Here is a 12,405-nt window from a genome sequence, read left to right as displayed (position 1 = left end):
CTGTGCCTCAACAGCTCTCCCGCTCTATCCGTTCCAGCAGCTCCAGTGCCGCCTCGTCACCGTATTCTTCGAAAAGCTCCCGAATGTTGTTGATGTAGGAATGGACCAGGAACAATTCGTCCAGGCAGCGCCCGCCGTTGGTGCCGGGCTGCCCGACACGCGCGAGCTTCTCCTTGAAGTTTTCCCAGAACGGATTGGTCTTCTCCGGGGCGTCGATGTGCCGGCGCAGCAGCGCGACGAGCTCCTGCGAGTTCTTGTCCCCCTCGATCCCCGCGAAGGAGACGTAGCGGTCCGGTTTGTCCTGTTTCTGCATGGGAATGTCTCCTTGGGGTGGTCTACCGGATCTGGTCCAGCCGCAGGGCGAAGGTCAGGTTGCAGCCGGCCAGGGGGTGGTTGCCGTCCAGCGTCACCGCCTCCTCGGTCACTCCCGTTACCAGCATCACCCGCGCGGCGCCGCCGGCGAACTCGATGCCCAGTTTTTGGCCCGGCTTGATCTCTTTTTCGGCAGGGAAGCTGCCGCGGGCGACGCGGATCACGTTCTCCTTGAGCCGTGGACCGTACGCCTCCTCGGCGCAGAGAAAGATGTTCCGCGTCTCCGTCGGCCTCATCCCGACGATGGCGGCCTCCAGCGCAGGGAAGAGTTCTCCCGCCCCCAAAGTGGCCGTGAGCGGGCCTTCCGCCTCGGTGCTGTGGAATATGGTGCCGTCGTCGAGGGTCCCTATGTAGCTTATCGTGATGGTGTCTCCCATCCTGGCTCTCGCCATATCCGTGTCTCCTTTGGTCGCTGGTTTCGAGGGCGCCCACCTGCCGATACCGGCGGGGCGTAAGTCCAGGTTGCAACTCCCAGACCAGCTGTCGCATCCAGCACTCCCCCTCCCTTGACGGGAGGGGGCAGCCCCATTCCCCCACCCCCTAACCCCTCCCGCAAGGGGAGGGGTTAGGGGGCCGCTAAGGTGTGGTGCCGGGAAGGATGGGAAGGGCGCGGGAGGGTAGAGGGTAGAGGGTAGAGGGTAAAGCGCGTGTGAGAGCAGGAACCGGGGACGGGGGCTATGAATTGCCGGCGTAGGGATCGGTATAGGGATCCTGGGGAGGGGGCGCTGCCGGGGAGGAGGGCTTGAGCGGCGTCCGGTCCTTCACGCGGAACACCTCGATGGCGGCCTTTCCTTCCAACGGACAGACGTTTTCGCAGATGCCGCAGCCGTTGCAGAGCTCATCCACCACGTAGGGTTGCTGCACGGTTCTCTTGGCGCCGTCGAACCCGGTCAGCTCGACCCGCTCGGACCGGATCGCCTTACCCGGGATGGGACAATGCTCCTCGCAGACGATGCAGTCGATCCTCTTGGCGAAGGGGAGGCAGTGGTTCTTGTCGAAGACGGCCTTGCCGATCACCTGGCGCTGCTTCTCTTGTGTGGCGAGATCGGGAATGGCGCCGGTGGGGCAGACCTGGCCGCAAAGGGTGCAGTTGTACTCGCAGTAGCCAAGGCGCGGCACCACTAACGGGGTGTAGAGCCCTTCGGCACCGGCCTGGAAGAGGGCGGGATAGAGCGCACTTCTCAGGCAGACCTTCATGCACTCGCCACAGCGCACGCACTTCTTCAGGAACTCCTCCTCGTCGCGCACCCCGGGCGGGCGCAAAAGCTTTGCCTGTGCGGCCGGCTCCCGGAAGCGAAAGCCCCGGGCCAGCACCACCCCGCCCAGCAGCCCTCCGAGGAACACGCGCCGCTCCATGACCGGCCCGGCCTGCGCACGCGGCCCGGCGAACCGGAAGCGGACCCGGCGGGACGGGCAGTGCAGCGCGCATTCCATGCAGAGGATGCACTCCTCCGTTTGCAGGAGATCCTGGTCGAAGGAGGTGGGGCAGTGCTCGCGGCAGGCCCGGCAGTCGGCGCAGAGCTTCGCCGGGGTGCGGCGCAGGGGACCCAGGCGGGAGACCAGACCGAGCAGTGTCCCCAAGGGACAGAGGCGGCGGCACCAGGCACGCGTTTCGTAACGCTCCAGGAACAGGATCAGCATGAAGAGAAGCGCGGAGAGGAAAGCGAGCGGGTAGAGCGTTTCCCGGAAGGGGAGCAGATAATCCCGGATCAGGCGGTAGCCCGGGTCGAGCAGGTCGCGCCGTTCCCAGACGAGGCCGTAGAGTGAGCGCCAGCCGCCGCGGACCGTATCCCCGAAGAGGGGATGGAAGAAGAAGGTGAGGGCGCGTAGCAGCAGTGCGATCGGGTCGAGCAGGCCGGCCAGGTTCACCCCCAGTAGCGATGCGGCGAGCAGCGGTAGGAGCAGCCAGTACTTGGCGCGGCCGGCGAGGGCTCGCAGGGCGCCGACCTTTCGGATCCTGCCGGTGACGAGGTCGAGGATGGTCCCCAGCGGGCAGATCCAGCCGCAGAAGAATCTGCCCAGGAATAAGGCGGCAACGAGCATGATCAGGCCGGGCAGGAGCAGCGGCAGGTACGCCTTCACCGCCAGCATGGTGCTGGAGGCGGTGAGCGGGTCGGCGCGGAAGAAGCCGTTGACCGCTGCCACGATGCGGTCGCTTCCCCGGTATTCGGTCATCAGGAACAGGACCAGGAACAGGGCGAGGAACAAAAGCTGCGAGATGCGGGCGGAGGTGACCTTTTTCACACCCGGACGATCCTCATCTTGTCGAGGTTCATCTCGCCCAGTCCGCGCTGGTAGGCGGTCCGGGTCACGGCGATGTCGGCGGGCTTCAGGCCGAAGAGGGTGGTGGCGTAGGCGTCGGCGGCGACGATGTCGGTGGAGGCGATCACCTGGTTCAACACCTTGACGTCGGCCAGGTTGCCGCCTTGCGGGCCGTGGGCGGTGAGGATCCTGGTCGCGTCGATCAGGGTGAGGTGGGGGCGGAAGGAGGCATTGATGTCGGCGAGGGCCTGGTCGATGTTCTTGTGGATGGAGCCGCGGTTGCCCCCCATGATCCCCATCACGTTTTTCATACCCAGGGTGAGGCGGCTCAGGCCGTGGTGCTTGGCGACCGGGAGGTTGATGTAGACGTCGGCCGAGAGCGCCTCGCCGTAGAGTTCCCACTCCTTGAGGACCTTGCCGTTCAGCGCCACCTTCTGGAAGCGCTCCTCCTCGAGGTGCTTCACCTCCACGTTTTTCATGCCCTTCAGGGCCGACTCGATGCCGCTGGAGGCGTAGCAGCGGCGCGGGTCGTTGCAGGTGCGGTCGAAAACCTTCACCCTTTTCGCGCCCGCCTTCAGACACTCCTCCACCACGGCTTTCACCACCAGGGGGTTGGTGGTCGCCGCGTACTCGGGGGTACGGTCCCAGCCGATGTTGGGTTTCACCACCACGGTCTGTCCCGGCTTCACGAAGCGTTGCATCCCGCCCAGGGCGGCGAGTGTCTTGCGGGTGATGCCGGCATGGTCGGTCCCTTGGCCCACCGCCACCACCGGCCCTTGCGCCGCGAACAGATTGCGCAGCCAGCCATGCAGGAAAAGGGATGACATGCCCAGTATCTTGATGAACTGCCGTCTTTCCATGGAAACCTCCCGGCAAAGATGTGAGCGGCGTGACGCCAGCTCTCATTATATGGGCGTGCGTCGTGAATTCAACGCGTGCCGAGGAAAAACCGGGCAGGGCCCAAGCATCGGCCTCCCATCTCTCGCCCTCGAACGCACAACGCACAACGCAGAACCGAGAACGCAGAACCGAGAACGCAGAACGCAGAACGCAGGAGGCAAACGTAGAACGTAGAACGTAGAACGTAGAACGTTGAACGTTGAACGTAGAACCTTGAGAACGTAGAACCTTGAACGTTGAACGTTGAACGTTGAACGTCTTTGCTTTTTCTATTGACCCGTCTACAGCTTCACGGTTTAGTATTCCTGCTGTCATGGCCATGACCCACTAACAGCACAAGGAGACGACTATGAGCAAGGTAACGGTAGAGGAGTGGACGGCCCGGTTCCGGGCCATCGGGCTGGATGACGCGGCCATGGAGCAGTGGCACCGCCTGTTCGAGCGGGAGAACCCGGAAGGGCACCAGGAGTTCCTGGAGTTCCTGGGACTTTCCCCCGAGCGCATCGCCGCCATCCGCAAGCATCACGCCTGACCCCGCGGCCCCGGGTACGCCCGGGGCCGCTTCCTTCGCAGGAGGCATCATGTACCGCATCAGCCAGTTGGCCAAAAAGTTCGGCCTGTCCCGCAGCACTCTGCTCTACTACGACCAGGAGGGCCTGCTTTCCCCCTCCGGGCGCAGCGACGCCGGCTACCGCCTCTACTCCGAGGGGGACTGCGAGCGTCTTGCCGCGATCGTCTCGTTCCGCAAGGCGGGTCTGTCCATCGAAGAAACCCGTGCCCTGCTTGCATCGGGCGAGGGGGAACCGTCGGTGATCAGGAGACGGCTCGCCGCGATCGGCGCAGAGATCCGTGCGCTCAAGGCCCAGCAGCACCTTTTGGCCCGGATGCTCTCGGTGCAGTCGGGGGGGGAGTTGCCCGAGAGCGTCGACAAGGAGACCTGGGTGGCCATGCTGCGCGCGGCGGGGATGGACGACGAGGCGATGGAAACCTGGCATGCCGAATTCGAGCGGCGCGCACCCCAGGCGCACCACTCGTTCCTGCTGAGCCTCGGTATCCCCGAGCAGGAGGCACAGGTAATCAGGGAGTGGTCCGCGGCCGCCGCAACGAGGCTCACTGAGCAGCCGCGCTAGAACTTCCCCGTTCGCGTTGAATTCTTCGGACAGATGGTTAGAATGTGCTAATTGTTGTGCGCCATTCCAACCCAATGAAAGGAGAACTGCATGAAAACAACGGAAATGTTCGCCGCTCACCCCAGAAAACTCACCATGGACGTCACCGTCATCACCGAGTGCATCAACGCGCTGGTGGAGTGCGCCGACGTCTGCACCAGCTGCGCCGATGCCTGCCTTGGCGAGGAGTCGGTACAAAAGCTCACCAAGTGCATCGGCCTCAACCTGAACTGCGCCGATATCTGCCAGACCACCGCCCGCATCCTTTCCCGCCAGACCGACCCCGTCCCCCAACTGCTCAGGACCCAGCTCGAAAGCTGTGCCGTCGCCTGCCGGCTCTGCATGCAGGAGTGCGAGGTCCATTCCGAGATGCACCAGCACTGCCGCATCTGCCGCTCCAGCTGCCAGAACTGCGAGAAGATCTGCCAGGACCTGATCGCCCGCCTTTCCGAGGGGACCCGGACCACGTTCCTGTAACGGTATGAGAGGGGCGGCTTCGGCCGCCCCGTTTGGTCAACTTTCGCGGGAACAGGAGGCAGCAGATGAGCAAGCTGGCGTGTAACGTGGTCGCCTACCGGCCCGACCCTGACCTGCTCGCGGCCCGTTTCGATCCGCGCCAGGTGGAGGTTCTGCTGGAGCAGGCGGAACTGCTGCTGGAGCGCGCCCTTACCGAATTTCGGGAATACGCCGCGCTGGACCGTGCCTGGCAGGAGCTGAGCCACGACCTGGAGATCCTGGAGCAGGAACTGGAGCTGGACCGGCGCCGGGTGGCAAGGGAGGAGCCGGCGCCCGAGCCGCCGCCGGAAGAGGAGGCCGCCGCGGAAGAGAAGCGGCCCCAGGAGCACGCGGAGGGTGCCGAAGAGCGAGCCGCGGCCGAGGGCGCACCGGAAGCGGAGCAGGGGGAGGAGGCCACCGTCGCAGCGGAAGAACCTGCGGTGGGGAGCATGATTGAACTGCGCGGCGAGTCGATCCGGCGCCGGAAGGAATTGGCCGCCGCGGGGGGACCCCTGGCGCTCAACGAGCAGCGCGACCTGGTGCTCAGGCGTCTGTGCCGCGATTACGAGGAGGCGCTGAACCGGGTCGCGGTGGCCGAGGACGGCCTCAACCGCTTCTTCGGCTACGAGGTCGCCTCGCCGCTCAGCTCCTGGTCGGAAACGCTGGGCGCCTCCCTGGTCAGCAACGTCATCTGGACCAGGAACGCCCGGGAATGGCTTGCCCTGTACCAGCAGGGGGAGCAGGCCTTCACCCGCGCCTTTTCGATCCGCTCGCTTTTAAACCGCAACGCGTGGGGGCAACTGAGGCATGCCCGGGACAGTTTCTCGGTGCGGCTCCAGATCCCGGCCGAGCTGTTCCAGGGATTCGAGAACTGCCGCTTCCGGGGCGTGAGCGCATCGCTGCTCGGAGAGGCGGGCGGGGTTCCCTGGTCGGCGCTGGTCAGGCTCCCTGAGGCAGCCTACTACCTCCGGTCGGGGCAGCGGGTGCAGGTGGACCAGCGGGCGCTCACGCCGATCCTGCTGGGGCGGGTTGAGAATCGGCGTTCGGTGCGGCGCTCCGAGTTCTGCGGCATGTCGACCCACCTGAATGCGAGCCCGGCGGGGACGCAGGTGAACGAGGGGCAGTGGTATGTGGAACTGATGAGGCCGGTGGGGGCGGCAACGGAATTGTTCGCACAGGTGGATGACCTGGTGATCGAGGTCAAGGTTTCCGGGGTGGCGCAGAGGACGGAGCGATGACGAGGCGTGCCGGCGCACCAGCACCGGCACAGCAAAGGGGGTGACTCATGGAACAGATGCGGTTGACCAGCCCGGCCTTTCAGGACAACGGGCGCATTCCGGCCAGGTACACCTGCGACGGCGACAACATGAATCCGGAGCTGAGGTTCGAGAACGTCCCGAGCGGGACGAAGTCGCTGGCGTTGGTCATGGAGGACCCTGACGCCCCGAACGGGCTGTGGGTGCACTGGATACTCTGGAACATCGGCCCCAGGGTGACGACGCTGGTGGAACAGGCCGAGCCGCGCGAGGTGGTGATCGGGAAGAACAGCTGGGGGCATAACCAGTATGGCGGCCCCTGTCCACCCTCCGGCAGCCACCGCTACATCTTCCGGCTCTATGCGCTGGACACCACGCTGGATCTGGCGGGGACGGCCAGCAAGGGGCAGCTGGACGTTGCCATGCAGGATCACATCCTCGCGGAGACGTCGCTTACCGGGATCTACAGCGGGGGGTAGCAGATAGGGGCAAAAGAAGGGGAGAAGGCACCCGGTCGCCGGTACAGGACCGGGTGCCTTTTTTCGTCTAGGAATCGTTGCGGTCGCTGATGAAGTTGATGAAGGCGCGGTCGGTGTTCTGGATGTGGCCCACCAGCCAATCCTTGAGAAAGACGAGCACGTCGATGGCTACGAAGGATTCGCCCGCGTCGGAGCGGTCCTTGAAGTTGTGAATGGAGTTGATGAACTTCCGATGGGCGGCGGCATGCGACGGCGCTGCGCTGTAGTGGAGCGCCGCCATCAGCTGCTCTTCGGTCTGGAAATGGTACTGGGTGTACTCCAGCAGCTCCGCGACCACTCCCGCCAGCTCGTGGCTGTGGTCGTGCAGCATGAGCGCCCGGTAGCACCGATTGAGGATATCTACCAGCTTGTGGTGATGTTCATCGATTTGCGGCATGCCCAGGATCAGCGAATTGTCCCATTCTACCAATGTCATTGGTTACTCCAGCTGCAACTGTGAAAAATGAACCGCTCCGGTCATATTCATCGGCAGGAGCGGGATAAACTGCAATCATTTTTGCTGTTACTTGAACGCGATAACCTCGAGCTTGCCGTAGTCGCCCCGCTGCGCCTTGAGTGCACGTCGCTCGAACTCCGTCTCCCTTCTTTTGCGTGCGGCCTCCCCTTCTTCGCCGGCATGCGACAGCGCCCGCTGCAGCACCATCCCCCCCACCAGCAGCGAGGCGAGCGCATACTTGCGCTTGTAGAGCAGGGCCAGCGCCCCCCCCATCAGTAACGCCGCTTTGGGGTCGCGCAACAGCTCCAGTGCCGACTGCAGCCCGAGCTTCAGGTTCAGTTCCCTGACCTGCGGGTCGAGGTTGCCTCGCTGGTCTTCCCGGAAGTTGAGGGGGAGATCCGCCAGCCGTGCCAGATTGTCTCTGTTCATGATCAGCTCCTTGTGCCGGGATTAACGACGAAGCTTATCTTAACAGCGCCGCAGCGTTACTCAATATCCGCCGGGGGGGTTTCGGTAGAACCGGCGCAGTGCCGGGAGCTTGACTACGTCACCGGGGCCGATAAAGTGATGTTTTGTTAATAATTCGGCAGGGGAGCGTGGGGGAATCGTCATGGCTGCCAACCTCAGCAGGGAACTGGTCGAGGGTGCCCTCGGCGACAGCATCAGCGTCATCGATCCGCTGCGTAACCACCGCTGGGATTGTTTCGTGCACCAGCACCCCTTCGGCTGGATCACGCACCTGTCGGGATGGAAGCGGGTGCTGGACAAGAATTTCCCCCACATGACCGGTTATTACCTGGCCCTCAAGGATGACGCCGGAGCGATTAGGGCCGCGCTCCCGGTGTATGCCGTTGAGAGCTGGCTCATGGGACGGCGGCTGGTCAGCATCCCCTTCGCCACCCTGTGCGACCCGCTGGTAACCGAAGCGGTCGACATGGAGCTGCTAAGCGATGCGGTTCTGCGCCTGGCGGAGCGGCTGGACATCTCCCGCGTCGAGATCCGGACCGCGGCCGCCTCGCATCTTCTGGACCGGGACCGGTTTCACGCCGACTGCCTCCGAAAGCATCACTTCCTGCCGCTATGCGCCGATCCCGAACTGGTCAGGCAGCGCTTTCACCGCAGCTGCGTCCGGCAGCGCATCGCCCGGGCGGAGCGTTCCGGCCTGCACCTGGTCCGGGGCAAGCGCGAGGCGGACCTCAGGGAGTTCTACCTGCTGCACCGCGACACCAGGAGGCGCAAGGGGCTGCCGCCCCACCCCTACCTCCTGGTGAAGACGCTCTGGCAGACCTTCGCCCCGCAGGGGCTGGTGGAGCTGCTGCTGTGCCGCAAGGAAAAGGAAACCGTGGCTGCCCTGCTTCTGTTCAAATACAAAAGTCGCGTCTCCATCGAGTATTCCGCCGTCAACCCCCTGCACAACGATTGCAGCCCGGTCCATTTCCTGTTCTGGAACGCGATCCGGGAGGCGTGCCTGGCGGGCTACGGGGTGCTAGATTTCGGCCAGACCTCGGAGCACAACAAGACCCTGATGGAGTTCAAATCCCATTGGGGCGCGCAGGTCTCCGACCTCCCCCATTTCCTCTACCCCAATAGCGCGGTGCACCACTGCCCCATGGGGGACGAATCCATTGCCAAGAAGGTGCTGCAGTTTGTTTGCAACAAGGCGCCCGACACGGCGCTCAGCTACCTGGGGAATTTCTGTTACCGCCACCTGGGATAGCGACGGTTGGCTTTGATGGTTTCTCTGCTACCATTTTCACCGCTGAGTTAGTACGGGTTAATGACTCGGCGAGCCACAGCGGTTCGGATCATCCCTGACCGGGATGGAAGGAGGAAGACATGGCCGAGGCAAGAAGGATCCAGATTCAGGAGGCGCACCGGAAGGTGCAGGCAGGCGAGGCGCTCTTCGTCTGCGCTTACGACAGCGAGGAGATGTGCGGCGGCATCCGCCTCGAGAAGGCGTGGACTCTCGGAGAGTTCCACTCCAGGCTCCCCGAGGTGAGCAAGGACCAGGAGATCATCTTCTACTGCAACTGACCGCAGGAACATACGTCTGCCGGTCGGGCAGCTGAATTTGCAGAGAAGGGATTCACCAAGGTGTCGGCGCTGCAGGGAGGGGTAAACGCCTGGAGAGAGGCAGGGTACAAGTAACAGGATGCCGCATCGGCATCGAAGCGAAAGGGCCCCCCGGTTCAGCCGGAGGGCCCTTTTTTTATCGGCGGTATTTGCGGCCACCAGTCCCCCCCCGGAGCTATTCGGCGTCGGTCGCCTCGGTGGACTCTTTCTTGTCGGTCGCTTCGCCCAGGTAGACGGCAATGCCGTCCCTGGTCCACATAACCGCCTGCCTGCTCCGGAAGGGCTGCAGGAAGTAGTAGTCCTTCGGGTCGATGCGCTGGGTGTCCTTTTCGTAGGTGATGAGCGCGATCTTGTCGTGAGTCGCCGCGTAGGCACGGATCTGGTCCCTGCTGGGGAGCTCCACCAGTGGCTGACTCAGTCTCCCCAGGAAATGGAACTGCCCGTGGTACTTCCCGGCGTGCAGCACCTGGTACCCCTCGGCCTGTTTCTGCCTGACCGCCGCAGCGATCGGGTGCAGATCGTAGCGCTGGAACATGGTGTTCCCGCCGACGATGACCAGGATGCAGCAGGCCAGGGAGGCGACGGCGATCTGCCTGACCAGGGCCGGCATGGTGCGCGGGCGCAGCAAAAGGAGCACCGTCCCCAGCACGACCAGTCCGGCTGCCGCGATCCTGATCTCCACAAGATCGAAATGCTTCAAGAGCCTGCCGTGCTTGATGAGCGACGCGGTGATCAGTCCCGCGCCGAGGAAGAGGTACAGGCCGGCGATCGGGTATCTGAAGCGGGCCGCTTCCCCCTGCTCCTCCGCTACGCTGCGGGCCATGAGCAGGCTGAAGGTCGGCAGCACCGGGATCAGGTAGTGGACCTGTTTGCCGCTCAACAAGGAGAAGATCACGAGACTTCCCGCGCCCCAGACCAGGAGCATCCTGAATCCGGAGTCGCCGGAGAGTCGCTTCCATGCCCGCCAGGCCGGCGGAAACAGGGGCCACGGCATCAAAAGGGTCGGGATCCAGGGGAGGTACCACCAGATGGGCCGCTTGTGCGCGAAGGAGTTGGCCATCCGATGCACCGTCTGTCCCCACAGGATCGCGCGCCGGTAGGTCTCCCCCCCGGTGAGCGCAGCAGGCACCAGCCAGAAGAGCAGCACCCCGACGCCGATCAGGATCGAGAGCCCGAGCCAGGCGAACCACTTCCCGGAAAAGCGCTCCCTCGGGACCCAGAGAAAGCCCAAAAGGGCCACCGGCAGGACGTAGACCAGCACCACCGGCCCCTTGGTGAGGATGCCGCCGCCGATGGCGATGCCCAACTGCAGGTACCATGCGAGGCGGTGTTCCCGGGCCGCGGAGATCACCGCCAGCACGGCGAGGAGCACCCAGAAGGCCAGGATCACGTCGAACATGATTACCGAGGACCAGAGCAGGTAGGGGAGCATCGAGGCGAGGATCAGCGCGGCGTAGCGCGCCACCTGTTCGTCGTTCCACAGCTTGATGGCGATCCGGTACACCAGGGTGAGGTTGCACAGGCTGAAGATGAGCGGGATGAAACGCATCGTCCCTTCGTTGATCCCCAGCAGCAGCCAGTCCAGGTTCACGAGCCAGAAGAGCATCGGCGGCTTGTGCGAGTAGGGGAGCCCGTTTTGCAGCGGCACGATGAAGGAGTGGTTGTTCCACATCTCCCACGCCACGCCGAGGTAGCGCGTTTCGTCCACCGGGAAGTAGGGGAGCAGCAGGGAGAGCACGATCCCCGGGATGGTCAGGATCGCGAAGGGGAGGCCCAGCTCTCTAGTCAGCTGCCGGATCGTTTGCGGCATCTTTCTTTTCCTTGTGGATGAAAAAGAGGTTCCTGAGGTAGACCGTGGTGCCGAAGGCCTGCCCCAGGATGAAGACCGGGTCCTTGCGGTACAGGGAGTAGACCAGCAGGATCAGCGATCCGAAGATGCTGAAGTACCAGAACGACTCGGGAATGACGCTCTTTCTTTTTCTCTCGGTGGCGATCCACTGCACGACGAAGCGCATGGTGAAGAAGAACTGCCCGGCCAGACCGATGGCGACCCAGGCCTTTTCGGTTAAAACCATCTAGTCGCACCTCGTGATTTTTACGTTTTTCGCGCGCGTGCGCAGCCAGCACACCCCGAAGATGTCGACGATGCCGACCCAGAGGCGGTTCAGGGTGCCGTACTTGGAGACCCCGGCGGTACGGGGGCGGTGATGCACCTCGACGGAAATGATGTCGCCCCCTTTCATCTTGATCAGGGCGGGGAGGAAACGGTGCATATGGTCGAAGAAGGGGAGCTCCAGGAAGGCGGAGCGGTAGAAAACCTTGAGGCCGCAGCCGGTGTCGGGGGTCTCGTCGCGCAGGAAGAAGCGGCGATACGCGTTGGCGATCTTGGAGCAGATGATGCGCCAGACGTGGTCGTCCCTTTTCTTGCGGAACCCCGCCACCATCTTCAGGTTCGGGTTGTCGCTTTTCAGGATCGCGTCGACCATCTTCGGGACGTCGGCAGGGTTGTTCTGGCCGTCGCCGTCCATGGTGGCGATGATGGTGCCGCCGGCCTGCCTGATGCCGGTGGCCACTGCGGCACTCTGCCCGTAGGCGCGGTCGTGCTGGACGACCTTGAGGGAGGGGACGGAGTTCTTCAGGGCGAGCAGCCTGGCATGGGTGTCGTCGGTGCTGCCGTCGTCGACGACGACGATTTCACAGTCGAGCCCGGTAGCGACGATTTCCTGTACCAGATTTCCGATGTTGTCCGCCTCGTTGTGGGCAGGTATCACGATTGAGATAGTGGTCATAAATACTCTGTTTTTCAGATGGATGCTTCGGCAGCTTGTGCCAATGGACAATTTGACAAGATAGCACAAGCCTATGAACAAATCATAGCTTTTTCTATATGGTAGAGCCGTCGT

16 protein-coding genes are annotated in these 12,405 nt (G+C 63.5%); 7 read left to right on the top strand and 9 right to left on the bottom strand.

Features of this window, described 5'->3' with window-relative positions; all coding sequences use genetic code 11:
• Positions 1-7: 7 nt before the first annotated feature.
• From cowN to KP004_RS18540, 4 genes are all read right to left on the bottom strand, one after another.
• Positions 8-313, bottom strand: coding sequence for a N(2)-fixation sustaining protein CowN (gene cowN, locus KP004_RS18555; protein ID WP_216799886.1), 306 nt, complete (start codon positions 311-313; stop codon positions 8-10).
• A gap of 22 nt (positions 314-335) precedes the next feature.
• On the bottom strand, positions 336-764 hold the full coding sequence (locus KP004_RS18550; protein ID WP_216799885.1) for an FKBP-type peptidyl-prolyl cis-trans isomerase: 429 nt from the start codon (positions 762-764) through the stop codon (positions 336-338).
• A 283-nt stretch (positions 765-1,047) separates the two neighbouring features.
• The gene (locus KP004_RS18545) at positions 1,048-2,616 is read right to left on the bottom strand and encodes a 4Fe-4S binding protein (protein ID WP_216799884.1); all 1,569 of its coding nucleotides are present in this window, start codon (positions 2,614-2,616) and stop codon (positions 1,048-1,050) included.
• Positions 2,613-3,494, bottom strand: coding sequence for a DUF362 domain-containing protein (locus KP004_RS18540; protein ID WP_216799883.1), 882 nt, complete (start codon positions 3,492-3,494; stop codon positions 2,613-2,615). The genes KP004_RS18545 and KP004_RS18540 overlap by 4 nt, the downstream gene beginning before the upstream one ends.
• 389 nt (positions 3,495-3,883) lie before the next feature.
• Here KP004_RS18540 and KP004_RS18535 point away from each other — a divergent pair, with 389 nt between their 5' ends.
• The 5 genes from KP004_RS18535 to KP004_RS18515 all read left to right on the top strand — a co-directional run bounded on the left by KP004_RS18535 (position 3,884) and on the right by KP004_RS18515 (position 6,933).
• Positions 3,884-4,066 (top strand): MerR family transcriptional regulator, encoded by a 183-nt coding sequence (locus KP004_RS18535; protein ID WP_216799882.1) that lies wholly within the window; start codon positions 3,884-3,886, stop codon positions 4,064-4,066.
• 49 nt (positions 4,067-4,115) lie between these two features.
• Positions 4,116-4,664, top strand: a complete 549-nt coding sequence (locus tag KP004_RS18530; RefSeq protein ID WP_216799881.1) for a MerR family transcriptional regulator — start codon at positions 4,116-4,118, stop codon at positions 4,662-4,664.
• 90 nt (positions 4,665-4,754) lie between these two features.
• On the top strand, positions 4,755-5,180 hold the full coding sequence (locus tag KP004_RS18525; RefSeq protein ID WP_216799880.1) for a four-helix bundle copper-binding protein: 426 nt from the start codon (positions 4,755-4,757) through the stop codon (positions 5,178-5,180).
• Between the two features lie 65 nt (positions 5,181-5,245).
• Positions 5,246-6,436, top strand: coding sequence for a hypothetical protein (locus tag KP004_RS18520; protein ID WP_216799879.1), 1,191 nt, complete (start codon positions 5,246-5,248; stop codon positions 6,434-6,436).
• Between the two features lie 47 nt (positions 6,437-6,483).
• Positions 6,484-6,933: a YbhB/YbcL family Raf kinase inhibitor-like protein gene (locus tag KP004_RS18515; RefSeq protein ID WP_216799878.1), complete on the top strand. Its 450-nt coding sequence runs from the start codon at positions 6,484-6,486 to the stop codon at positions 6,931-6,933.
• Positions 6,934-7,000: 67 nt separating this feature from the next.
• Here KP004_RS18515 and KP004_RS18510 read toward each other — a convergent pair whose 3' ends face one another.
• Together KP004_RS18510 and KP004_RS18505 are read right to left on the bottom strand one after the other, a co-directional pair.
• On the bottom strand, positions 7,001-7,408 hold the full coding sequence (locus KP004_RS18510; RefSeq protein ID WP_216799877.1) for a bacteriohemerythrin: 408 nt from the start codon (positions 7,406-7,408) through the stop codon (positions 7,001-7,003).
• A gap of 87 nt (positions 7,409-7,495) precedes the next feature.
• Positions 7,496-7,858, bottom strand: coding sequence for a hypothetical protein (locus tag KP004_RS18505; protein WP_216799876.1), 363 nt, complete (start codon positions 7,856-7,858; stop codon positions 7,496-7,498).
• A gap of 181 nt (positions 7,859-8,039) precedes the next feature.
• Here KP004_RS18505 and KP004_RS18500 point away from each other — a divergent pair, with 181 nt between their 5' ends.
• Both KP004_RS18500 and KP004_RS18495 read left to right on the top strand, forming a co-directional pair.
• On the top strand, positions 8,040-9,146 hold the full coding sequence (locus KP004_RS18500; RefSeq protein WP_216799875.1) for a lipid II:glycine glycyltransferase FemX: 1,107 nt from the start codon (positions 8,040-8,042) through the stop codon (positions 9,144-9,146).
• A gap of 119 nt (positions 9,147-9,265) precedes the next feature.
• Positions 9,266-9,463 (top strand): ArsR family transcriptional regulator, encoded by a 198-nt coding sequence (locus KP004_RS18495; RefSeq protein ID WP_216799874.1) that lies wholly within the window; start codon positions 9,266-9,268, stop codon positions 9,461-9,463.
• Between the two features lie 214 nt (positions 9,464-9,677).
• Here the strand turns inward: KP004_RS18495 and KP004_RS18490 are convergent, their stop codons facing one another.
• From KP004_RS18490 to KP004_RS18480, 3 genes are read right to left on the bottom strand one after another with little or no spacing between them, the layout of a single operon-like run.
• Positions 9,678-11,312: an ArnT family glycosyltransferase gene (locus KP004_RS18490; protein WP_216799873.1), complete on the bottom strand. Its 1,635-nt coding sequence runs from the start codon at positions 11,310-11,312 to the stop codon at positions 9,678-9,680.
• Positions 11,284-11,577, bottom strand: coding sequence for a lipid-A-disaccharide synthase N-terminal domain-containing protein (locus KP004_RS18485; RefSeq protein WP_199390275.1), 294 nt, complete (start codon positions 11,575-11,577; stop codon positions 11,284-11,286). The genes KP004_RS18490 and KP004_RS18485 overlap by 29 nt, the downstream gene beginning before the upstream one ends.
• Complete coding sequence (locus KP004_RS18480) at positions 11,578-12,291, bottom strand: glycosyltransferase family 2 protein (RefSeq protein ID WP_216799872.1); 714 nt, start codon at positions 12,289-12,291, stop codon at positions 11,578-11,580.
• Positions 12,292-12,405 lie beyond the last annotated feature (114 nt).

Origin of the sequence: Geomonas oryzisoli (assembly GCF_018986915.1) — a bacterium.
In the GTDB taxonomy this organism is placed as follows: Bacteria; Desulfobacterota; Desulfuromonadia; order Geobacterales; family Geobacteraceae; genus Geomonas; species Geomonas oryzisoli.
This window is presented reverse-complemented; position numbering and strand designations above follow the sequence as displayed.

Bases quoted from the DNA above. Each gene is read 5' to 3' on its own strand.
- KP004_RS18525 (WP_216799880.1), top strand. From the start codon at position 4,755: ATGAAAACAACGGAAATGTTCGCCGCTCACCCCAGAAAACTCACCATG.
- KP004_RS18535 (WP_216799882.1), top strand. From the start codon at position 3,884: ATGAGCAAGGTAACGGTAGAGGAGTGGACGGCCCGGTTCCGGGCCATC.
- KP004_RS18480 (WP_216799872.1), bottom strand. From the start codon at position 12,291: ATGACCACTATCTCAATCGTGATACCTGCCCACAACGAGGCGGACAAC.
- KP004_RS18520 (WP_216799879.1), top strand. From the start codon at position 5,246: ATGAGCAAGCTGGCGTGTAACGTGGTCGCCTACCGGCCCGACCCTGAC.
- KP004_RS18495 (WP_216799874.1), top strand. From the start codon at position 9,266: ATGGCCGAGGCAAGAAGGATCCAGATTCAGGAGGCGCACCGGAAGGTG.
- KP004_RS18510 (WP_216799877.1), bottom strand. From the start codon at position 7,408: ATGACATTGGTAGAATGGGACAATTCGCTGATCCTGGGCATGCCGCAA.
- KP004_RS18530 (WP_216799881.1), top strand. From the start codon at position 4,116: ATGTACCGCATCAGCCAGTTGGCCAAAAAGTTCGGCCTGTCCCGCAGC.
- KP004_RS18500 (WP_216799875.1), top strand. From the start codon at position 8,040: ATGGCTGCCAACCTCAGCAGGGAACTGGTCGAGGGTGCCCTCGGCGAC.
- KP004_RS18490 (WP_216799873.1), bottom strand. From the start codon at position 11,312: ATGCCGCAAACGATCCGGCAGCTGACTAGAGAGCTGGGCCTCCCCTTC.
- KP004_RS18505 (WP_216799876.1), bottom strand. From the start codon at position 7,858: ATGAACAGAGACAATCTGGCACGGCTGGCGGATCTCCCCCTCAACTTC.
- KP004_RS18550 (WP_216799885.1), bottom strand. From the start codon at position 764: ATGGCGAGAGCCAGGATGGGAGACACCATCACGATAAGCTACATAGGG.
- KP004_RS18540 (WP_216799883.1), bottom strand. From the start codon at position 3,494: ATGGAAAGACGGCAGTTCATCAAGATACTGGGCATGTCATCCCTTTTC.
- KP004_RS18485 (WP_199390275.1), bottom strand. From the start codon at position 11,577: ATGGTTTTAACCGAAAAGGCCTGGGTCGCCATCGGTCTGGCCGGGCAG.
- cowN (WP_216799886.1), bottom strand. From the start codon at position 313: ATGCAGAAACAGGACAAACCGGACCGCTACGTCTCCTTCGCGGGGATC.
- KP004_RS18515 (WP_216799878.1), top strand. From the start codon at position 6,484: ATGGAACAGATGCGGTTGACCAGCCCGGCCTTTCAGGACAACGGGCGC.